This window comes from Actinomadura sp. WAC 06369 (assembly GCF_003947565.1).
GTDB lineage: Bacteria > Actinomycetota > Actinomycetes > Streptosporangiales > Streptosporangiaceae > Spirillospora > Spirillospora rifamycini.
Window position 1 is genome coordinate 7,274 of sequence record NZ_QHJN01000002.1, and the last position, 24,088, is coordinate 31,361.

The 24,088-nt window shown below is 76.8% G+C and carries 3 protein-coding genes; all 3 read left to right on the forward strand.

All coding sequences use genetic code 11. The features are described 5' to 3' along the window. The first annotated feature begins 9 nt into the window (after positions 1 to 9). From DMH08_RS01355 to DMH08_RS01365, 3 genes are read left to right on the forward strand one after another with little or no spacing between them, the layout of a single operon-like run. Positions 10 to 750: a hypothetical protein gene (locus DMH08_RS01355; protein WP_158642231.1), complete on the forward strand. Its 741-nt coding sequence runs from the start codon at positions 10 to 12 to the stop codon at positions 748 to 750. Next, on the forward strand, positions 644 to 19,318 hold the full coding sequence (locus tag DMH08_RS01360) for a non-ribosomal peptide synthetase (protein ID WP_158642232.1): 18,675 nt from the start codon (positions 644 to 646) through the stop codon (positions 19,316 to 19,318). The genes DMH08_RS01355 and DMH08_RS01360 overlap by 107 nt, the downstream gene beginning before the upstream one ends. Further along, positions 19,315 to 24,048, forward strand: a complete 4,734-nt coding sequence (locus tag DMH08_RS01365) for a non-ribosomal peptide synthetase (protein WP_125611119.1) — start codon at positions 19,315 to 19,317, stop codon at positions 24,046 to 24,048. Before DMH08_RS01360 ends, DMH08_RS01365 begins: the two co-directional genes overlap by 4 nt. The last annotated feature ends 40 nt before the right edge of the window (positions 24,049 to 24,088 follow it).

Below are 24,088 nucleotides of genomic sequence, written 5' to 3' on the forward strand. Positions count from 1 at the left end.
GCATCACCGATGACTGAAGGCATGCACGGCCGCCGCCTGACCGCGGCCCAGTACGACGTCTGGCTCGGGAGGCGGCTCGGCGCGCCGGGCGCCGCGCACCACGTCGCCGCCCTGGTCGAGATCGCCGGGCCGGTGGACGCCGGCCGCCTCGCGGACGCGGTCCGCGCGGCGGTCGTGGAGGCGGGCCTGCACGCCGCCGTCCGCGAGACGCGCGACGGGCCCCGGCTCGTCCCGCCGCCGGACGGGCCGGAGGTGCCCGTCGTCGACCTGCGCGACGAGGCCGACCCCGACGCGGCGGCCCGCGCGTGGACGGAGGCCGAGCGGTCCGCGCCCGCGGGCCCGCTCGCCCAGGCCGTCCTGCGCACGGCCGGCGACCGCTGCCTGTGGTACCAGCGCTACGACCCGGTCCTCCTCGACTGCCACGCCGTGCCGCCGCTCGAACGGCGGGCGGCCCGCATCTACACGGCGCTCACCGAGGGGACGCCCGCACCGCCGTCCCCGTTCCCCGCACCGGCGGACGTCCTCGCCGAGGAGGACGCCTACCGCGACTCGCCCGACCGCACCCGCGACCGCGAGCACTGGACGACCCTCTTCGCCGACCGCCCCGGTCGCGTCGGTGTCGGTTCCGGTCGCGTCGGCGGCGGTGGAGGCACGTGTTCGGGAGATCGGGGAACGGTGCGGTGCCGGGCCGGAGACGGTGCTGGTCGCCGCCGCGGCGGCGTTCCTGGCGCGGCGCGGCGGGGTGCGTGACGTGGTGTTCGGCGTCTGCCTGCCGGGGCGTGCGGGGCCGGTCGCGGCGGCGGCGCCGGTCGCGGCGGTGAACGTGCTGCCGGTCCGCGCGCACGTGGACCCGGCGGCGACGCTGCCGGAGCTGGCGGCGCGGCTGGCGGGCCCGCTGCGGGAGGCCGCCGCGCACGGCCGGTACCGCGGCGAGGACCTGCGCCGGGAGCTGCGCTGGCCGGTGGGCGGACGGCCGTTCTTCGGCCCCGTCGTGGACGTCGTCCTGGACGGCCGGGAGCTGGACTTCGCGGGCGTGCCCGCGGTCTCCCGCGAGCTCGCCGCGGGGCCGCCCGGCGAGCTGTCGCTCGTGGTGCGCGGCGACGCGGCGGGCGGCGGCCTGCGGGTGCGGTGCGCGGCGGACGGCGGCGACCGCGCCGCCGACGGTCCCGCGTTCGCGGGCTTCCTCGCGGCGCTGGCCCGCGGCGCCCGCGCCGGAGACGTCGACCTGCTCCAGGAGCGCACGGCGCGCCGCGTGCTGGCGGAATGGAACGACACCGCGCGCCCGCTCCCGGACCGGACCCTCCCGGAGCTGGTCGAGGCGCAGGTCGCGCGGACGCCGGACGCGGTCGCGGTGGTGTTCGAGGGCCGCTCGCTGACGTACGCCGAGCTGGACGCGCGCGCGAACCGGCTGGCCCGCGAGCTGATCGCCCGGGGCGTCGGCCCGGAGCGCCGGGTGGGGGTGGCGCTGGAACGGTCGGCGGAGCTGGTCGTGGCGCTGCTGGCGGTCGTCAAGGCGGGCGCCGCCTACGTGCCGCTCGACCCGTCGGCGCCGCCGGAGCGGACGGCGCTGCTGCTGCGGAGCTCGTCCCCGGCCGTGGTGGTGTGCACGGGCGGCACGGCGCCGGCGGTGGCGGGCGCCGCCACGCTGGTGCTGGACGATCCGGGCGTGCGGGCCGCGCTGGCGGCCCGGTCCCCGGCGGCGCCGGTCGACGCCGACCGCGCCGCGCCGCTGCGCCCCGCCCACCCCGCCTACGTGATCTACACGTCCGGGTCGACCGGCGCCCCGAAGGGGGTGGAGGTGGCGCACGCGTCGATCGCGAACCGGCTGGCGTGGCTGCAGGCCGTCCACGGGCTGACGCCCGGCGACCGGGTGATGCAGAAGACGCCGATGAGCTTCGACGTGTCGGTGCCGGAGTTCTTCGGCACGCTGCTGGCGGGCGCCCGGCTGGTCGTGGCCCGTCCCGGCGGGCACCGCGACCCCGCCTACCTCGCCGGGCTGATCGAGCGGGAGGGCGTCACCGTCGTCCACTTCGTCCCGCCGATGCTGCGGGCGTTCCTGCTGGACGAGCGGGTCGCGGGCCGGTGCCGGAGCCTGCGGCGGGTGCTGGCCAGCGGGGAGGCGCTGCCGCCGGACCTGGTGGAGCTGTTCCACCGGCGGCTGCCGCTGCCGCTGCTGAACCTCTACGGGCCGACGGAGGCGGCGGTGGAGGTGACGGCGTGGACGTGCGCCCCGGACGTCCACGCGGACGTCGTGCCGATCGGCCGTCCGGTGTGGAACACCCGCGTGTACGTGCTGGACGAGTTCCTGCGGCCGGTGCCGCCCGGCGTGCCGGGCGAGCTGTACCTGGCGGGCGTGCAGCTCGCCCGGGGGTACGCGGGCCGGTCCGCGCTGACGGCGGAGCGTTTCGTGGCGTGCCCGTTCCCCGGCCCGGACGGGCGCGGCGGGCGGATGTACCGCACCGGCGACCGCGCCCGCTGGACCGCGGACGGCGCCGTCCTCTACGAGGGCCGCAACGACGACCAGGTGAAGATCCGCGGTTTCCGGATCGAGCCGGGCGAGGTGGAGGCGGCGCTGGCGGGCCATCCGGGGGTCCGGGAGGCCGTGGTGCTGGCCCGGGAGGACCGTCCCGGGGCGCGGCGGCTCGTCGGGTACGCGGTGCCCGCCGGGGACGCGGCCGGCGTGACGGAGGCGGCGCTGCTGGAGCACGCGGCCGGGCGCCTGCCGGAGTACATGGTGCCGAGCGCCGTGGTGATCGTGGACGCGCTGCCGGTGACGGCGAACGGCAAGCTGGACCGCGCGGCGCTGCCCGCACCGGACGCGGCGGCCCCGGCGCGGGGACGCGCGCCCGCCACCCCCGCCGAGACCGCGCTGTGCGGCGTGTTCGCCGAGGTGCTGGGGCTCGCGGAGGTCGGCGCGGACGACGCGTTCGTCGCGCTCGGCGGCGACTCGATCATGGCGATGCGGGTGGTGACGCGGGCGCGGCGCGCCGGCGTCCCGATCACGCTGGCGCAGGTCTTCGAGCACGGCACCCCGGCCCGTCTCGCGGCGGCGGCGGAGGCGGGGGAGGACGCGCCCGAGCGGGACGGAACCGGTTCGGGCGCGCCCGCGCCGCTCACCGCCGAGGAGCTCGCCGGACTCGGCCCGGACGTCGTCGACGCCTGGCCGCTGTCGCCGCTGCAGCAGGGCCTGCTGTTCCACGCCAGCTACGACGAGCGGGCCCGTGACGTCTACCTGGTGCAGACCGTCGTCGACCTGGCGGGGGACCTCGACGCGGAGCTGCTGCGCACGTCCTTCGAGGCGGTGCTGAACCGGCACCCCGGCCTGCGCGCGGGCGTACGGCGGCTCCCGGGGACGGGACGCGCCGTGCAGGCGGTCGAGCGGCGCGTGACGGCACCGTTCGCGGTGGTCGATCTGACCGGTCGGCCGCCCGGCGCGGCGGCGCGGGAGGCGGACCGGATCGCCGCCGCCGACCTCGGCCGCCGCTTCGACCTGGCGGCGCCGCCGCTCGCCCGGATGACGCTGCTGCGGCTCGGCGCCGGCCGGCACCGCGCCGTCCTCACCCTGCACCACATCGTCGTCGACGGATGGTCCGTCCCGATCCTGCTCAGGGAGCTGTCGGCCGTCTACGCGGCCGGCGGCGACGCCTCCGCGCTGCCCCCGGCGCGGCCGTTCGGCGACCACCTGGCCTGGCTCGCCCGGCAGGACCGCGACGCGGCGCGCGCGGCGTGGCGGCGCGCGCTGGACGGGACGACCGAGCCGACGTGGGTCGCGCCCGAGGGCGCGGACGCCGCCCCGGACGTCCCGCCCCGGCACGCCCGCGCCGCCGTGGACGCGGCCCTCGCCGACGCGCTGCACGCGCTCGCCCGGCGGCACGGGCTCACCCTGAACACGGTGGTCCTCGGGGCGTGGGCGGTGCTGGTCGGCGCCCTCACCGGACGCGACGACGTCGTGTTCGGCACCACGGTGGCGGGACGCCCCCCGGAGCTGCCGGGCGTCGAGGAGATGGTCGGGCTGTTCATGAACACCGTCCCGGTGCGCGCCCGCCTCGACCCCGCGCGGCCCGCCGCGGACCTGCTCGCCGACCTGCGGGACCAGCGGTCCGGGCTGATCGCGCACCAGCATCTGGGGCTGGCCGACGTCCAGCGGGCGGCCGGACCGGGCGCCGCGTTCGACACCATCGTGGTGTCGCAGGACTACCCGGACGCCGCCCCGGAGCCCGGCGGGCTGCCCGTCACCGGGCAGGCGACGGAGACGTCCGTCGCGCACTACCCGCTCAGCCTGGCGCTCCTCCCCGGCGACCCGCCGGTGCTGCGCCTGGAGTACCGGCCCGACGTGTTCGACGCCGCGACCGCCGACGCGCTCCTCGGGCGGCTGCTGCGGATCCTGGACGGGTTCGCGGCCGACTCCGGCCGCCCCCTCGCCGTCCTCGACGTCCTCACCCCCGCCGAACGGCGCGCCGTCCTGTCCGACTGGAACGGCGGCGGCCGCCCCGCCCCGGCGCGCCCGCTGCCGGACGCGTGCGCGGAGCGGGCCGCGCGGACCCCGGACGCCGACGCGGCCGACGTCCTCCCCGCGGACGCGGACCTCGACGCGCGCGCGAACCGGCTGGCGCACGCGCTGGCCGCCCGCGGCGTCGGCCCGGAGGACCGCGTCGCCGTCGTGCTGGAACGCTCACCGGACCTCGCGGCCGCCGCGCTCGGCGTCCTGCGGGCCGGGGCCGCGTACGTGCCGATCGACCCGGCCCGTCCGGCGGCCGAGATCGCGGCGGTGCTGCGCGACGCGGCGCCCGCGGCCGCGGTGTGCCGCCGCGCCGCGACGCCCCTCCTCGGGGACCGCGCCGAACCGCTGGTGTGGGACGGCCTGACCGCCGGGGCGCCCGCCGCCCCGGACGTCCCGCTCCCCGCGGACCTCGCGGCGTGCGTCGTCTACCCGGCCGGGGAGACGGGCCGCCCCCGGGGCGCCGTCCTGACGCGCCGGGCCCTGGCCGAGGCCGCCGCGCGGGTCGACCCGGCGCGGCTCATGGCGGCGGACGGCCCGCTGGCCGCCCCGGACGTCCCGCCGACGGCACGCCCCACCGGCACCACCGCGGTGTTCGTGCTGGACGGCTTCCTCCGCCCGGTCCCGCCCGGCGTGACCGGCGACCTGTACGTCGCGGACGCGGTCCGCGAGTTCGCGGGCCGCCCCGCGCCGACCGCCGCCCGCATCGTCGCCTGCCCCTACACGTCCGGCCGCATGTACCGCACGGGCCGCCTGGCGCGCTGGACGACCGGCGGCGACCTCGTCGACGCGGGCCCCGCCGGCGCGACCGCCCCGCCCGCCCCCGAACGGGACGGCCGCGAACGGGACGGCCGCGCCGGGCGCCGCGCCCCCGCGACGCCCGCCGAGGAGGTGCTGTGCGGGCTGTTCGCCGAGGTCCTCGCCGTCGACCGGGTCGGCGCCGACGAGTCGTTCTTCGCGCTCGGCGGCGACTCGCTGCAGGCCATGTGGCTCATCGCGCGGATCCGCGCCGTCATGGACGCCGAGATCGCCATCCGGGACCTGTTCGCGGCGCCGACCGTCGCCGGCGTGGCCCGGCGGCTCGCCGCCGACCGCGCCCCCGCCGAACTCGCGCCCCTCACCGCCCGCGAACGTCCCGACGTCGTACCGCCGTCGTACGCGCAGCGGCGGATGTGGTTCCTGAACCGGCTGGAGGAGTCCGGCGTGGGCGCCGGCTACGCCGTGCCCGTCGCGCTGCGGCTGTCCGGCGACCTGGACGCCGCGGCGCTGGAAGCGGCGCTCGGCGACGTCGCGGACCGGCACGAGACCCTCCGCACGATCTTCCCCGACCATGACGGCGACGCCCGCCAGGAGATCCTGCACGGCCCCGCGGGCCGCCCCCGGCTGGCCGTCGCCCCCGTCGCCGCGGACGGCGTCGCGGACGCCGTCGCCGCGGAGGTCGCGCGCGGCTTCGACCTCGCCCGCGAACTGCCGTGGCGGGCGCTGCTGCTGACGTCGTCCCCCACGGAGGCCGTGCTCGTCGTCACCGCCCACCACGTCGCGATGGACGCCTGGTCCCTGGACGTCCTCGCCCGGGACCTGCGGACGGCGTACACCGCCCGGAGGGCGGACCGCGCCCCCGACCTGCCGCCCCTGCCCGTCCAGTACGCCGACTACGCCCTGTGGCAGCGGGAGGCGCTCGGCGACCCCGACGACCCCGGCAGCGTGATCGCCGACCAGCTCCGCCACTGGCGCGGCGCCCTCGCCGGGCTGCCGGAGGAACTCGCCCTGCCCGCCGACCGGCCGCGCCCCGCCCGGTCGTCCTTCCGCGGCGGCCTCGTGCCGCTGTCGGTGGAACCGCACGTCCACGCCGCCCTCGCCGACGCGGCCCGCCGCAACGGCGGCACCCTCTTCATGGCGGCCCAGGCCGCCCTAGCGATGCTGCTGTCGCGGATGGGGGCGGGCACCGACGTCCCCCTCGGCACCCCCATCGCGGGCCGCGCCGACACGGCCCTCGCGGGCGTGGTCGGATTCTTCCTCAACACGCTGGTCCTGCGGACGGACGTCGGCGGCGACCCGTCGTTCGCCGAGCTGCTGGCCCGCGTGCGTGAGACCGACCTGGCGGCGTTCGCGCATCAGGACGTCCCGTTCGAGCGGCTGGTGGAGGACCTGAACCCGGTGCGTTCGCTGGCGCGGCACCCGCTGTTCCAGGTGATGCTCACCCTCGACAACGCCCCGGCCGCGAACTGGGACCTGCCGGGCCTGCACGTCCGGCCGCTGCCCGCCGTCCCGCTGCCCGCCAAGTTCGACCTCGCCGTCACCCTCGCCGAACGCCGAGACGGAACCGGAACCCCCGGCGGCCTCACCGGCGGCATCGAGTACGCGGCCGACCTGTTCGACGAGTCGACGGTGCGGGCGTTGTCGGAGCGTTTGGTGCGGGTGCTGGAGCAGGTCGCGGCGGATCCGGACGTGCGGGTGAGCGGCCTCGATGTGCTGTCGGTGGACGAGCGTCGGCTGGTGGTGGAGGGGTGGAACGCGACGGGTCGTCCGGTGCCGGGTGGTTCGCTGGTGGAGCTGTTCGAGGCGCAGGCGTCTCGGACTCCGGGCGCGGTCGCGGTGGTCGATGGTGGTGTGTCGTGGACGTTCGCGGAGTTGGACGCGCGGGCGAACGGTGTCGCGCGTGGTTTGGCGGGTCGTGGTGTGGGTCGTGGGTCGCTGGTGGGTGTGCGGATGCAGCGGTCTGCGGACTTGGTTGCGACGTTGCTGGGTGTGTTGAAGGCCGGGGCGGCGTACGTTCCGTTGGACGTTTCGCATCCGGAGGAGCGGCTGGCGTCGATCGTGGCGGAAGCCGGGATCTCGGTCGTGGTCGGTGACGACGATGTGTTCGAGCCGTTCGAGCACGCTCCCGGCGTAGCCGTCTCCCCGGACGACCTGGCGTACGTCATGTACACCTCCGGTTCGAGCGGAGAGCCGAAGGGTGTCGCCGTCACGCACGGCAACGTCGCCGCGTTCGCGCTGGACAGAGCGTGGCGTGACGATGTCGTGGAATGCGTGTTGGTGCAGGCGAACCATGCGTTCGATGCGTCGACGTACGAAATCTGGGCTCCGCTCCTGCACGGTGGTCGGTTGGTGATCGCTCCGCCCGGCAAGGTGGACGCGGTCGAGCGTGGGGCGCTGATCGCCGATCACGGCGTGACGAACGTGCACGCCACGGCCGGCTTGTTCCGGGTGCTGGCCGAGCAGTCCCCGGAGATCTTCGCGGGTGTTCGTGAGGTGTCGACCGGTGGTGACGTGGTGTCGTCGTCCGCGATCCGTAACCTCCTGGAGGCGCACCCTGACCTGGTGGTCCGTTCGACCTACGGGCCGACGGAGACGACGGCGTTCGCCACTCACGTTCCCTTCGCGAACGGTGACGAGGTTCCGGCTGCCGTGCCGATCGGTCGTCCGCTGGACAACACCCGGGTCTTCGTCTTGGACGAGTTCCTGCATCCGGTTCCGCCGGGCGTGGTGGGGGAGTTGTACATCGCGGGCGAAGGCGTGGCGCGCGGCTACGTCGGACGTCCCGTCCTGACGGCGGAGCGTTTCGTCGCCAACCCCTTCGGCGGTTCCGGCCGCATGTACCGGACGGGTGACCTGGCCCGGTGGACGCCCGACGGGCAGTTAATGTTCGAGGGACGTGCCGACGAGCAGGTGAAGATCCGCGGTTTCCGGATCGAACCGGCCGAGGTCGAAACTGTTCTGGCGGCCCACGAGAACGTCGTCCAGGCCGCCGTCATCGCCCGCGAAGACCAACCAGGAATCAAGCGCCTCGTCGCCTACATCGTCGGCGACGCGGACGAGACGACGCTGCGAGAGTTCACGAACGCGCGCTTGCCCGACTACATGGTCCCGGCGGCGTTCGTCTCCCTGGACGCCATCCCCGTCACCCGCAACGGCAAGCTCGACCGCGCTGCCCTCTCTGCACCCGCGTTCGCGGGGGCGTCCTCGGGGCGCGCGGCTGCGACGCCGGACGAGGAACTGCTCTGCGAACTGTTCGCCGACGTGCTCGGCCTGGAACGGGTCGGTGCCGACGATTCGTTCTTCGCGCTCGGCGGCGACTCGATCACCTCGATGCTGGTCGTGTCGCGGGCCCGCCGGGCGGGGCTGGTGGTGTCCGTGCGGCAGGTGTTCGAGCACCGGACGCCGGCCGCGCTCGCGGCGGCGGCGGTGCGGGCCCGCCCGGACGGCCGCGGCGAGGCCCCGGACATGGGGAGCGGCCCGGTTCCGCCGACCCCGGTGATGCTGGAGCTGGCCGCACGGTCGCGGACGCTCGGACCTGCCGCGAGAGTCGGCCAGTCGATGCGGGTGAGCGTTCCGGCCGGGCTGTCGGAGGAACGGCTCGTGGCGGCGGTGCGGGCGGTCCTCGACCGTCACGACATGCTCCGCGCCCGGCTGGAGGCGGATCCCGGCGGCGGGTCCTGGCACCTGGTCGTGCCGCCCGTGGGCTCGGGTGAGGCGACGCCGGCCCGCGACCTCGTCCGGCGAGTGTCCGCGGCGGGGCTGGACGACGCGGCGCTCGGCGAACTCGCGGAGCGCGAAGCCGATCACCTGGATCCGCGGGCCGGGGCGATGGTGCGGGTGGTGTGGCTTGACGCGGGCCCCGATGCGCCGGGGCGGTTGCTGCTGGTGGTGCATCACCTGGTGGTGGATGGCGTGTCGTGGCGGGTGCTGCTGCCCGACCTCGCGGCGGCGTACGCCGATCCGAGCGGGCTGGAGCCGGTGGGGACGTCGTTCGGGCGCTGGGCGCGGGAACTCGCCGAGCAGGCCGTGAGTCCGGTCCGGGCAGGGGAGTTGCCGGAGTGGACGCGGATCCTGGACGGCCCCGCCCTGGAGATCGCGAAACCGGACGCCGGGACCGGCGACGAGGTTCCGCAGGTCAATGTCACCGTGCCTGTGGAGGTCGCCTCGGCGCTGCTGCGGCGGGTCGCGGTGGTGTTCCACGCGGGTGTGGACGAGGTGCTGCTGGCGGGGTTGGCGGCGGCGGTGGTCGAGTGGTCCGGGGAGGGCGCGTCCGCGCAGTTTTTGGTGGACGTCGAGCGGCATGGTCGTGAGGCGTTGGCGCCGGGCATGGATCTGTCGCGGACGGTGGGGTGGTTCACGGCGTCCCATCCGGTTCGGCTGGACGCCTCCGGCGTCGATCCGGCGCGGGTGCGGGCAGGCGGGACCGACGCCGGGGTACTGGTCAAGCGGGTGAAGGAGCAGGTGCGGAACGTCCCGGCCGATGGCCTCGGTTACGGGATGCTGCGGCACCTGAACCCCGACACCGCCCCGGCGCTTGCGGGTCTGCCCGCCGCCCAGATCGGCTTCAACTACCTCGGCCGCTTCGCCGCCGCCGAAGGCGCGTGGCTTCCGATGGGCGCGGGGCTCGACGGCGTCGGCGGTGCCGACGGCCCGCCTCCGCACGTCCTCGACGCCGAGGCGATCGTCCACGACCTTCCCGGCGGGCCGGAGCTCGTCCTCAGGCTGAGCGGGCCCGGTGCGCGGATCGCCCGCCGGACGCTCGACGAGCTGGCCGGGCGCTGGGCGGCGATGCTCGGCGGCCTGGCCGCGCACGCCGCCGACCCGTCCGCCGGCGGGCACACCCCCTCCGACTTCCCCCTCGTGAACCTGGACCAGGACCAGGTCGACGAACTCCAGAACGCCGCGCCCTCGCTGACCGACGTGTGGCCGCTGTCGCCCCTCCAGGAGGGACTGCTCTTCCACGCCGGATACGACGCGCGGGCCCGCGACGTCTACGTCGAGCAGCGTTCGCTCGACCTGGCGGGTCCCGTGGACGCGGACGTCCTGCGCGCGTCGTGGCAGGCGCTGCTCGACCGGCATCCCGGTCTGCGCGCGGGGTTCCGGCAGCCGACCGGGGCGCGTCCCGTCCAGGTGATCATGCGGGACGTGTCCGTGCCGTGGGGCGTGCGGGACCTGACGCGCCTCGGGGACGGAGCCGACGCGGAGGCGGACCGCCTCGCCGCACGCGAGCACGCTCGGCGGCTCGACATGGCGGAGCCGCCGCTGCTGCGCGTCCTGCTGCTGAAGCTGGCGGAGAACCGGCACCGCATGGTGCTGACGATGCACCACATCGTCCTCGACGGGTGGTCGCTGCCGATCCTCTTCCAGGAGTTGTCGCAGGTGTACGCGGCGGGCGGCGACGCGAGCGTCCTGCCCCCGGCGACGTCCTACCGCGACTACCTGGCGTGGCTCGGCCGCCAGGACGCGGACGCGGCACGGACGGCATGGACGGCCGAACTCGCGGGGACCGCCGAGCCGACGCGCGTCGCGCCGTCCGACGCGGGCGAGCAGGACCCCGACCACCTGGTCGCGCCGTTCGGCGGCGGTCTCGTGCAGGGGTTGCGGGACGTCGCTCGAGAGCACGGCCTGACGCTGAACACGATCGTCCAGGGAGCGTGGGCTTCGGTCGTGGGGGTTCTGGCCGGTCGCCGGGACGTGGTGTTCGGCGCGACGGTGTCGGGTCGTCCTGCCGAGCTTCCCGGTGTGGAGCGGATGCTGGGGTTGTTCATCAACACGGTGCCGGTCCGGGTGGAGCTGGACCCGGGGCGCCCGATGGCGGAGATGCTGGCGGGGCTTCAGGAGCGGCAGTCGGCGCTGATGGCGCACCAGCATCTCGGGCTCGCGGAGATCCAGCGCCTCGCCGGGCCCGGCGCTTCCTTCGACACGCTCCTCGTGTACGAGAACTTCCCCGAGGCCGACCTGCCGTCCGGCCCGTCCGGCCTCGACGTCACCGGCGTCCACGCACGCGACGCGGCGCACTACCCGCTGATCCTCGGCGTGATGCCGCAGGACGGTGAACTGCGGCTGGACTACCGGCCGGACGTGTTCGACGAGGCGACGGCCCGAGCCTTGCTCGACCGCGTGACGCGCGTGCTGGAGCAGGTGGCGACCGACCCGCACCTTCGCGTCCGGAACCTCGAACTGCTGTCGGGCGACGAGCGCCGACTGGTGGTGGAGGAGTGGAACGCGACGGCGCGTCCGGTGCCGGCCGGTTCGCTGGTCGAGCTGTTCGAGGCGCAGGCGTCTCGGACTCCCGACGCCGTTGCCGTGATCGCGGACGGTGTGGAGCGGACGTTCGCGGAGCTGGACACCTGGGCGAACGGTGTCGCGCGTGGTTTGAGTGGCCGTGGTGTGGGTCGTGGGTCGCTGGTGGGTGTGCGGATGCAGCGGTCTGCGGACTTGGTCGCGACGTTGCTGGGGGTGCTGAAGGCCGGTGCAGCATACGTCCCGTTGGACGTCTCGCACCCGGCGGACCGTGTGGCGTCGATCGTCGCGGAAGCCGGGATCTCGGTCGTGCTGACGGACGACGACGCGTTCCAGCCGTTCGAGCACGCTCCCGGTGTGGTCGTTTCGCCGGACGATCTGGCGTACGTCATGTACACCTCCGGTTCGACGGGGGTCCCGAAGGGTGTCGCGGTCACGCACGGCAACGTCGCGGCGTTCGCGCTGGACACGGCGTGGCGCGATGACGTCGTGGAATGCGTCCTGATGCAGGCGAACCATGCGTTCGATGCGTCGACGTACGAGATCTGGGCTCCGCTCCTGCGCGGCGGTCGGTTGGTGATCGCTCCGCCCGGCAAGGTGGATGCGGCGGAACGTGGTGCGTTGATCGCCGAGCACGGCGTGACGAACGTGCACGCGACGGCCGGCCTGTTCCGGGTGCTGGCAGAGCAGTCGCCGGAAATCTTCGCGGGTGTTCGTGAGGTGTCGACCGGTGGTGACGTCGTGTCGTCCACCGCGATCCGCAACCTCCTGGAGGCGCACCCCGATCTGGTGGTCCGTTCGACCTACGGGCCGACGGAGACGACGGCGTTCGCGACGCACGTTCCGTACAGGTCCGGCGACGACGTCCCGGCGGCGGTGCCGATCGGTCGTCCGCTGGACAACACCCGGATGTACGTTCTCGACGAGTTCTTACGCCCGGCACCCCCCGGCATGGTCGGGGAGCTGTACATCGCGGGCGAAGGGCTCGCGCGCGGCTACGTCGGACGTCCCGTACTGACGGCGGAGCGGTTCGTCGCCAACCCCTTCGGCGGCTCGCCCCGCATGTACCGGACGGGTGACCTGGCCCGGTGGACGCCGGACGGAAATCTGGTGTTCGAGGGGCGTGCCGACGAGCAGGTGAAGATCCGGGGCTTCCGGATCGAGCCGGCCGAGGTCGAGGTGGTGCTCGCGGCCCACGAGAACGTCGTCCAGGCCGCCGTCATCGCCCGCGAGGATCAGCCGGGCGTCAAGCGGCTCGTCGCGTACATCGTCGGCGACGCGGACGAGTCGACGCTGCGGGAGTTCGCCGCCGCCAAGCTCCCCGACTACATGGTCCCGGCCGCGTTCGTCTCCCTGGAGGCCATCCCCGTCACCCGCAACGGCAAGCTCGACAGGAGTGCCCTCCCCGCGCCCGCGTTCGCGGGGGCGTCCTCGGGGCGCGCGGCTGCGACGCCGGACGAGGAGCTGCTCTGCGAGGTGTTCGCCGATGTGCTCGGCCTGGAACGGGTCGGTGCGGAGGATTCGTTCTTCGCGCTCGGCGGCGACTCGATCATGTCGATGCTGGTCGTGTCGCGGGCCCGCCGGGCGGGGCTGCTGCTCTCCGCGCGGCAGGTGTTCGAGTTGCGCACGCCCGCCGCGCTGGCGCGGGCGGCCGAGTCGGGACGGGTGGACGAACCGGTCGAGCGGGGCACGGGGGCCGTGCCGCTGACGCCCGTGATGCTCGACGTGCTCGAACGGTCGGGGGCCGCGGCGCTGTCCGGGCCGTTCGGCCAGTCGATGCTGGCGATCGTGCCGCCGGGCCTGAACCAGAACCGCCTGGGGGCGGCGCTGCGCGCCGTCGTGGATCACCACGACATGCTCCGCGCGAGGCTGCGGCGGTCGCAGGACGGTACCTGGGAGCTGGACGTTCCGCCGCCGGGCGGCACCGAGGTCCCGCTGCGGCGCGTCCGGACGCCCGCGCCGGACGGTTCGGCGCTCGATGACCTGGTGGAGCGCGAGGCCGCGCGCCTCGACCCGCGGGCCGGGGCGATGGTGCGGGCGGTCTGGTTCGACGCGGGGCGGGACGCGCCGGGGCGGTTGCTGCTGGTGGTGCATCACCTGGTGGTGGATGGCGTGTCGTGGCGGGTGCTGCTGCCCGACCTCGCGGCGGCGTACGCCGATCCGGGCGGCTTGGAGCCGGTGGGGACGTCGTTCCGGCGCTGGGCGCGGGAACTGGCGGCCCTGTCGCGGAGCGGGGCGCGGGTCGGTGAGCTGCCCGAGTGGAGGCGCGTCCTCGACCGTCCCGAACCGCTGATCGGGGACCGCCCGCTGGATCCGGCGTCGGACACCGTCGCGGCCGGTGAGAACCGCGCCGCCGTGACCGTCCCCGGCGAGGTCGCCTCGGCGCTGCTGCGGCGGGTCGCGGTGGTGTTCCACGCGGGTGTGGACGAGGTGCTGCTGGCGGGGTTGGCGGCGGCGGTGGCCGAGTGGTCCGGGGAGGGCGCGTCCGCGCAGTTTTTGGTGGACGTCGAGCGGCACGGTCGTGAGGCGTTGGCGCCGGGCATGGATCTGTCGCGGACGGTGGGGTGGTTCACGGCGTCCCATCCGGTTCGGCTGGACGCCTCCGGCGTCGATCCGGCGCGGGTGCGGGCAGGCGGGACAGACGCCGGGGTGCTGGTCAAGCGGGTGAAGGAGCAGGTGCGGAACGTCCCGGTCGACGGTCTCGGTTACGGGATGCTGCGGCACCTGAACCCGGACACCGCCCCGGTCTTGGCGGACCTGCCCGCCGCCCAGATCGGCTTCAACTACATGGGCCGCTTTGCGGCGGCCGGGGACGGTGCCGGGGACGGTGCCGGGTGGAGACCCGCCGGGGAGGCGGCGCTGGGCGGGTCCGCCGGTCCGGCGATGGCGTTCGGGCACGCGCTGGAGGCGGGCGGCGTCGTGCTCGACCGGCCCGGGGGGCCGGAGCTCGCGCTGTCGCTCGCGGCGCCGGCCGGGCTCGTGGACGCGGCGGCGCTGGACGACCTGGCCGGGCGCTGGGCGGCGATGCTCGGCGGCCTGGCCGCGCACGCCGCCGACCCGTCCGCCGGCGGGCACACCCCCTCCGACTTCCCCCTCGTGAACCTGGACCAGGACCAGGTCGACGAACTGCAGGCCGCCGTCCCGACGCTGGCCGACGTGTGGCCGCTGTCGCCCCTCCAGGAGGGACTGCTCTTCCACGCCGGATACGACGGGGCCGCCGGGGACGTCTACGTGTGGCAGCGTTCGCTGGAGTTCACCGGCCCGCTGGACGCCGCCGTGCTGCGGGCGTCGTGGCAGGCCCTGCTGGACCGGCACGCCAACCTGCGGGTCGCGTTCCTGCGTCCGGACGGACGGGACGGGCACGTGCAGGCCGTCGCGGACGGGCTCGCGCTGCCGTGGCGCGAGGTCGACCTGTCGGGGCTCGCGGACGCAGACGCGGAGACCCGCGCGGAGCGGATCGCGGACGACGAGCGGGCGCGGGGGTTCGACGTGGCCGCGCCGCCGCTGCTGCGGCTCGTCCTGGTGCGGCTCGCCGCGGAGCGGCACCGGCTCGTGGTCACCCAGCACCACATCGTGCTGGACGGCTGGTCGCTGCCGCTGCTGTTCCGGGAGCTGTCGCGGGTGTACGCGGCGGGCGGCGACGCGGGGCCCGGCGTCCTGCCGCCGGTGGCGCCCTACCTCGACTACCTGGCGTGGCTGCGCCGCCAGGACCGGGAGGCGGCCCGGGAAGCGTGGCGGCGGGAGCTGGCGGGGGCGGACGAGCCGACGCTGGCGGGCCCGGTCGAACCGGGGGCCGTCCACACCCCCGTACGGCACGTCGTCACCCACCTGGACGCGGGCCTCGCCGCGCGTCTTCAGGACGTCGCCCGGGAGCACGGGCTCACGCCGAACACGGTGTTCCAGGGCATGTGGGCGGTGCTCGTGGGCGTCATGGCCGGTCGCCGGGACGTGGTGTTCGGCGCGACGGTGTCGGGTCGTCCTGCCGAGCTTCCCGGTGTGGAGCGGATGCTGGGACTGTTCATCAACACCGTGCCCGTCCGGGTCGAATTGGACCCCGGGCGTCCGACGGTGGAGGTGCTGGCCGCGCTTCAGGAGCGGCAGTCGGCGCTGATGGCGCACCAGCATCTCGGGCTCGCGGAGATCCAGCGCCTCGCCGGGCCCGGCGCCTCCTTCGACACGCTCGTCGTCTACCAGAACTTCCCGGCGTCCCCGCCGCGGCTCGCGGGCCGCGACGTGGCGTGGGCGGGCGGCGAGGACTCCGCGCACTACCCGATGACGCTGGTCGTGACGCCGGCGCCCGGCGCCGGGACCGAGCTCCGGCTGGAGTACCGGCCCGAGGCGTTCGACGAGGAGACCGTCCGGGCGGTGGCGGGGCGGCTGGCGCGGCTGCTGGCGCAGGTGGCGGACGACCCGGCGACGCGGGTCGCGGCGCTGGAGGCGCTGACCGGGGACGAGCGCCGCCGGGTCCTGCACGCGTGGAACGACACCGGCCGTCCCGTCCCGGACGGGACGCTGCCGGACCTGTTCGAGGCGCAGGTGGCCCGCACCCCGGACGCGGCCGCGCTGGACGACGGCGAGACGGAGTGGACGTACGCGGAACTGGACGCGCGCGCCAACCGGGTCGCGCACGAGCTGATCGCGCGGGGCGTCGGCCCGGAGGACCTCGTCGGGGTCGTGATGGAGCGGACGGCGGACCTGTACGCGGTGCTGCTCGGCGTGATGAAGGCGGGCGCCGCGTACGTGCCGGTCGACCCGGGGTACCCGGCGGAGCGGATCGCGTTCACGCTGTCGGACGCGCGTCCCGCCGTGGTGGTCTGCACGTCCGCCACCGCCGGCGCGGCGGGGGCGGCGGGCGCCGACCGGATCGTGTGGGACGACCCGGCGACGGCGGCGGTGCTGGCGTCCCGTCCCGCGACGGCGCCCGCCGACGCGGAGCGGGCGGCGCCGCTGCGGCCCGCGCATCCCGCGTACGTCATCTACACGTCCGGGTCCACCGGCGCCCCGAAGGGCGTGGCGGTGCCGCACCGGGGCGTCGTGAACTACGTGACGTGGCGGGCGGACGCCTACGGCTGGGGGCCGGGGGAGCGGGTGCTGCAGTTCGCCGCGGTGTCGTTCGACACGTCGGTGTCGGAGATTTACGGGGCGCTGACGTGCGGCGCGACGCTGTGCGTGGCGCGGCGCGCGGCGGACCTCGCGGCGGAGCTGGCGGAGCTGTCGGTGACGGCGGCGACGTTCACGCCGTCGGTGCTGGAGTCGCTGGCGGACGCGGCGGAGTCCCCGGCGGTGCGCGGCATCCGGACGATCGTGACGGCGGGCGAGGAGTGCACGCCGGAGCTGGTGCGGCGGTGGGCGCCGGGCCGCGCGTTCCACAACGAGTACGGGCCCACCGAGGCGTCGGTCGACGTCACCTGCTGGACGGCCCCGCCGGACGGCGTCCCGGGCAGCGTCCCGGAGCCGGTCCCGGTGGGCGGGCCGATCGCGAACGTGCGGGTCCACGTGCTCGACGGGTTCCTGCGGCCGGTGCCGCCCGGCGTCGTCGGCGAGGTGTACGTGTCGGGCGCCGGCGTGACCCGCGGCTACGTGCGCCGCCCCGTCCTGACGGCGGAACGGTTCGCGGCGTGCCCGTTCGGCCGTCCCGGGGAGCGGATGTACCGGACGGGCGACCTGGCGCGGTGGTCCGGCGGCGGGGAGCTGGTGTTCGCGGGCCGCGCCGACGAGCAGGTGAAGATCCGCGGGTTCCGGGTGGAGCCGGGGGAGATCGAGGCGGTCCTGGCGGGGCATCCGGGCGTGGACCGCGCGGCGGTGGTCGTCCGGACGGACGGCGGCGTGAAGCGGCTCGTCGCGTACGTGGTGCCGGCGTCGCCGGGCGGGGCCGGCGCGGCGGCGCTGCGCGAGCACGTCGCGGCGCGGCTGCCCGACCACATGACGCCGGCCGCGGTGATCGAGGTGGACGCGATCCCGGTGACCGCGCACGGGAAGCTGGACCGGGCGGCGCTGCCCGCCCCCGACTTCGCGGGCCTCGCCACCGGGCGGGCCCCGGCGGGGCCGCGCGAGGAGCTGCTGTGCCGGCTGTTCGCGCAGGTCCTCGGCCTGGAGCGGGTGGGCGCGGACGACTCGTTCTTCGCGCTCGGCGGCGACTCGATCATGTCGATGCTGGTGGTGGCGCGGGCGCGGCGGGACGGGCTGGCCCTCACCCCGCGGCAGGTCTTCGAGCAGCGCACCGCGGCGGCGCTGGCCCGGGTCGCCGCCGACGTCGGCGCCGCCCCCGGCGCGGACGCGGGCGGCGCGGCGGAGCCGGACGAGCCGACTGGGCGGGTCCCGCTGACCCCGGTGATGCTGGACCTCGCCGAACGGTCGGGCCCGGCGGCGCTCGCGGGCGGGTTCTGCCAGTCGATGCTGCTGTCGGTGCCGCCCGGCCTGCGGCGGGACGTGGTGACCGGCGGCGTGCGGGCGCTCCTCGACCGCCACGACGTGCTGCGGGCCCGGCTGGACGTGCCCGCGTCCGGCGGCGTCCCGAGCCTGCTGGTGCCGGGGCGCGGGACGGTGCGGGCGGAGGACCGCGTGCGGCGCGTCGACGTCGCCGGCCTGGACGGGCGCGCGCTCGCCGACGCGATCGCCGGGCCGTCCCGGGAGGCCGTGGACCGGCTCGACGCGCGGGCGGGGAACCTGCTCCAGGCCGTGTGGTTCGACGCGGGACCGGACGCGCCCGGACGGCTGCTGCTCGTCGTCCACCACCTGGCGGTGGATGGTGTGTCGTGGCGGGTGCTCGTGCCCGACCTGGCCGCCGCCTGCACCGCCCTCGCCGAGGGCCGCGCACCGGACCCGCAGCCCGCCGGGACGTCGTTCCGCCGCTGGGCGCTGGACCTGGCGGCGGGCGCGGCCGGGCGCGCCGGGGAGCTGCCGGTGTGGCGGCGGATCCGGTCGGTGTCCGAGCCGCCGCTCGGGTCCCGGCCGCTGGACCCGGCGCGGGACACGATCGGCGCGGGCCTGCACGAGACGGAGCGGCGGCTCGCGGCGCCGGTGACGGGCGCGCTGCTGACGCGCGTCCCTGCGGCCTTCCACGCGGGCGTCGACGACGTGCTGCTGGCCGGGCTCGCCGCCGCCGTCGCCGAGTGGCGGCGCGCCCGCGGCCGGGCCGCGTCCGCCGTCCTCGTCGACGTGGAGGGTCACGGGCGGGTGCCGCTGACGCCCGGGGCGGACCTGACCCGGACGGTCGGCTGGTTCACCGGCTCGCACCCGGTCCGGCTCGACCCGGGCGAGCCGGACGGCGCGGACGTGCGCGCGGGCGGCCCGGCGGCGGGCGCCCTCGTCAAGCGGATCAAGGAGCAGCTCCGGGAGGTGCCGGGCGACGGCCTCGGGCACGGGATGCTGCGCCGCCTGCACCCCGCGGCGGCCCGGGAGCTGGCCGGCCTGCCCGAACCCCAGATCGGGTTCAACTACATGGGCCGCTTCACCGCCGCGGACGCGGACGGCACGGGCGGCGCGGACGGTCACTGGCGGCCGGTCGAGGACGGCGCGGTGGGCGGCGCCGCCGATCCCGCGATGGCGGTGCTGCACGCGCTGGAGGCGGGCGCCGTGGTGCTCGACCGTCCGTCCGGGCCGGAGCTGACGCTGACGCTCGCGTCCCCGGTGGGGCTGCTGGACCGGGCCGACCTGGACGAGCTGGCCGGGGCGTGGGCGGACCTGCTCGCCGGGCTGGCCGCGCACGACGCCGCGCCCGGCACCGCCCGCACCCCGTCGGACTTCCCGCTGGTGACGCTCGACCAGGACGAGATCGACGAGTTCCAGATCAAGCTCGCGGAGAGGAATGCGCAGTGAGCCAGCCGCGGATCGAGGACGTGTGGCCGCTTTCGCCGCTGCAGGAGGGCCTGCTGTTCCACGCCGGCTACGACGCCGGGCACGAAGCCGGGCACGGGGACGCCGGGCACGGGGACGGGCCGGGCGGGGGGCGCGGCGGCGCCCGCGACGTGTACGTCGTGCAGGGCGTGGTCGGGCTGACCGGCGACCTGGACCCGGCGGTGCTGCGGGCGTCCTGGCAGGCGCTGCTGGACCGGCACGCGGTGCTGCGCGCCGGGTTCCAGCGGCGCGGCACGGGCGACCCGGTGCAGCTCGTCGCCGCCGGGGTGGCGCTGCCGTGGGACGAGCGGGACCTGTCGGCGCTCGCGCCGGCGGACGCCGAGGCCGCGGCGGCCGAGCTGGCGGCCGCGGAACGCGCCCGGCGGTTCGATCCGGAGGTGCCGCCGCTGCTGCGGCTGCTGCTGGTGCGGCTCGGCCCCGGCCGGTACCGCATGGTGCTCACCCTGCACCACCTGATCATGGACGGCTGGTCGCTGCCGGTGCTGTTCGAGGAGCTGTCGCGGGTGTACGCGGCGGGCGGCGACCCGTCGGGGCTGCCGCCCGTGACGTCCTTCCGGGACTACCTGGTGTGGCTGGGCGGCCGGGACCGCGGCGCCGCCCGGGACGCGTGGCGGCGGGAGCTCGCGGGCCTGCCCGGCCCGACCCTCGTCGGCCCCGCGCACGGCGCGGGCGCGGACGGCGCCGCCGGCACGGCCCCGGCCGCGGGTCCGGGCGGGGCGCCGCTTCCGGCGCGCGCCGCGACCCGGCTCGGCGGGGACCTCGCGGCGCGGCTGCGCCGGGTCGCCCGCGGCCTCGGCGTCACCCTGAACACGGTGACGCAGGCGGCGTGGGGGCTGCTGGTCGGGCAGCTCACCGGGCGTTCCGACGTCGTGTTCGGCGCGATCGTCTCCGGGCGGCCGATGGAGCTGCCGGGCGTGGAGCGCATGGTCGGCCTGTTCATCAACACCGTGCCGGTCCGCGTCGCCGCCGCCCCCGGCGACACCCTCGCCGGGACCCTGACCCGCCTGCAGGCCGCCCAGTCCGCGCTGCTCGACCACCAGCACCTCGGGCTGACGGAGATCCGCCGCGCCGCCGGGGACGGCGCGGTGTTCGACACCCTCATCGTCCACCAGAACTACCCGCGGAACCCGGACGGGCCGCTCCGCCTCGACGGGCTCGACGTCGGCGGGGGCGGCGGCGAGGACGCGTCCCACTACCCGCTCACCCTCGTGGTCACCCCCGGCGACGACGAGCTGGAGCTGCGGCTCGACTACCGGCCGGACCTGTTCGACGAGCGCGCCGCGTGGGCGCTGCTGGACCGCCTGGTGCGGGTGCTGGAGCAGACGGCCGCCGACCCGCTCGCCCGCGTCGCGGACGTGGACGTGCTGACGCCCGAGGAGCGCCGAACCGTCCTGCACGGGTGGAACGACACCGCCCGGCCCGTCCCCGACGCGTCCCTCGTGGACCTGTTCGAGGCGCAGGCCGCGCGGACGCCCGGCGCGGTCGCCGTCGCCGGCCCCGACGCGTCCGGGACGGACGTGACGTGGACGTACGCCGACCTGGACGCCCGCGCCGACGCGGTGGCGCGCGCGCTGGTCCGCCGCGGCGTCCGCCCCCACGACCTCGTCGGCGTCGTCCGGGAACGCTCGGCGGAGCTGGTGCCCGTGCTGCTGGGCGTCCTGAAGGCGGGCGCCGCCTACCTGCCGCTGGACCCCGCCCACCCGGAGGAGCGCCGCCGCGCGATCATCGAGGAGGCCGGCGTGTCGGTCGTCCTCACCGACGCCGACGCGTTCGACCCCGCCGCCGAGCCACCGGACGCCCCCGGCCCGGACGCCCCCGGCCCGGACGTGCGCGGACCGGCCCGCCGGGTGCCGCCGCAGGGCCTCGCGTACGTGATGTACACGTCGGGGTCGACCGGCGCGCCGAAGGGCGTGGCCGTCACCCACGCGAACGTCGTCGCGTTCTGCCTGGACGAGGCGTGGCGCGACGACGTCGTCGAGAGCGTCCTCGTGCACGCCAACCACGCGTTCGACGCGTCCACCTACGAGATCTGGACGCCGCTGCTGCACGGCGGGCGCCTCGTCGTCGCGCCGCCCGGCCGCGTCGACGCCGCCGAACGTGCCCGCCTCATCGCCGCGCACCGCGTCACGAACGTGCACGTCACCGCCGGGCTGTTCGCCGCGCTCGCCGACCAGGCGCCGTGGATGTTCGCGGGCGTGCGGGAGGTGTCGACCGGCGGCGACGTCGTCTCCGCCACCGCCGTCCGCGCGCTGCTGGAGGCCCACCCCGGGCTCGTCGTGCGCACCACCTACGGGCCGACGGAGACGACCGCGTTCACCGCCCAGGTCGCCTACACCGCGAGCGAGGGCGTCCCCGCGGCGGTGCCGCTCGGGTTCCCGATGGACAACGCCCGCGCGTACGTCCTGGACGAGTTCCTGCGCCCGGTCCCGCCGGGCGTGGTGGGCGAGCTGTACATCGCGGGCGCCGGGGTGGCGCGCGGCTACGCCGGGCGTCCCGCGCTCACCGCCGAACGGTTCGTCGCGTGCCCGCACGCCGGGCCCGGCGAGCGCGTCTACCGCACCGGCGACCTCGCGAGCTGGGGCGCCAACGGGGTGCTGCGGTTCGCGGGCCGCGCGGACGGCCAGGTGAAGATCCGCGGGTTCCGCATCGAGCCCGCCGAGGTGGAGTCCGTGCTCGGCGCGCACGACGACGTCGCCCGCGCGACGGTCGTGGTCCGCGAGGACCGGCCGGGCGCCCGCCGCCTCGTCGGCTACGTCGTCGCGGCCCCGGGCGCCGCCCCCGATCCCGCGGCGCTGCGCGCGTTCGCCGCCGCGCGGCTCCCCGAGTACATGGTCCCCGCCGAGGTGGTCCCGCTGGACGAGATCCCGGTGACCGCGAACGGCAAAGTGGACCGCGCGGCGCTGCCCGCCCCCGCCGCCGCGGCGGCGACCGGGCGCGGTCCCGCGACCCCCGCCGAGGAGCTGCTGTGCGGGCTGTTCGCCGACGTCCTCGGCCTCGACGCGGTCGGCGCCGAGGACTCGTTCTTCGCGCTCGGCGGCGACTCCATCACCTCGATGCTGGTGGTGGCGCGGGCCCGCCGCGCGGGCCTCGCGCTGTCCGCCCGGCAGGTGTTCGAGCACCGCACCCCCGCCGCCCTCGCGAGCGTCGCCGGCCGCGCCGACGCCGCCGAGACCGCCGGCGGCCCGGACCCCGACGACGGCCCCTACGGCGACGTCCCCCTCACGCCCGCGATGCTGGAGATGGCCGGACGCGCCGACCTGACCGGCCCGCTCAGCCAGGCGATGCTCGTGACGCTCCCGCCGGACGCCGGCCACGACCGGATCGAGGCCGCCGTCCGCGCCGTCCTCGACCACCACGACATGCTGCGGGCCCGCCTCCGCCGCACCGCCGCGGGCGACCGGGTCCTGACGGTCCCGCCGCCCGGCGCCGCCGTCCGCGTCCCCCGCGTCGACGTGTCCGGGCCGGGGCCCGTCCCGTGGCGGGACGTCGCCGAACGGGAGGCCGCGCGCGCCGCCCGCGACCTCGACCCCGAGGCGGGCGTCATGCTGCGCGCCGTCCGGCTGGACGCCGGGCCCCGCGAACCCGGCCGGCTGCTGCTCGTCGCGCACCACCTCGTGGTGGACGGCGTGTCGTGGCGGGTGCTGGTGCCCGACCTCGCCGCCGCCCACCGCGACCCGGACGCCCCGCTCCCCCCGGCCGGGACCCCGTTCCGCGCCTGGGCGCGGCGCCTCGCCGCGCAGGCGGCGGGCCAGGCCCGCGTCGACGAGCTGCCCGCCTGGCGCGACCTGCTCGCCGGGCCCGACCCGGTGCTCGGCGCCCGCCGCCCCGACCCGGCCCGCGACACGGTCGCCGCCGGGCTCCGCACCGCGTCCGCGGCCGTCACCGGCGGGACGGCCGCCGCGCTGCTCGACCGCGTCCCCGCCGCGTTCCACGCCACCGTCGACGACGTCCTGCTGGCGGGCCTCGTCGCGGCCGTCGCCGAATGGCGGCGGGCGCGCGGCGGCGCCCTCGCCGGCGGGCTGCCGGTGAGCGTCGAGGGGCACGGCCGCGACCCGATCGCGCCCGGCGTCGACGTCGCCCGCACCGTCGGCTGGTTCACCGCCGCCCGCCCCGTCCGGCTCGACCCCGGCGCGGTGGACCCCGCCGAGGTCCGCGCGGGCGGCCTCGCCGCCGGGATCCTGCTCAAACGCGTCAAGGAGCGGCTGCGCGCCGTCCCCGGCGACGGCCTCGGCCACGGCATGCTGCGCCACCTCAACCCGGCGACCGCCCCGGTCCTCGCCGCGCTGCCCGCCCCGCAGATCGGCTTCACGCATCTCGGCCGCCTCCCCGCCGTCCCGCCCGGCGCGGCGCGCCCCGAACCGTGGCAGGGGGAACTGCTCGACGGCGGAGCCGCCGCCGGCACCGCCGTCGCGCACGCCCTCGACGCCACCGCCGCCGTCCACGACGCGCCCGGCGGGCCCCGCCTCGCCCTCACCCTCGTCGCCCCCGCCGGCGTCCTCGACCGGACCGACGTGGACGCCCTCGCCGCCGGCTGGTCCGCCATGCTGCGCGGCCTCGCCGCCCACGCCGCCGACCCCCGCAGCGGCGGCCACACTCCGTCCGACTTCCCGCTCACCGAACTCAGCCAGGACGAACTGGACGAGTTCGCCGCGATCGCCGACGAGTTCGAAGGCCGGGGCCTCACCACCTGACGCCCCCGCCGACCGCCCGAGCACCCGGAGGGACACACCG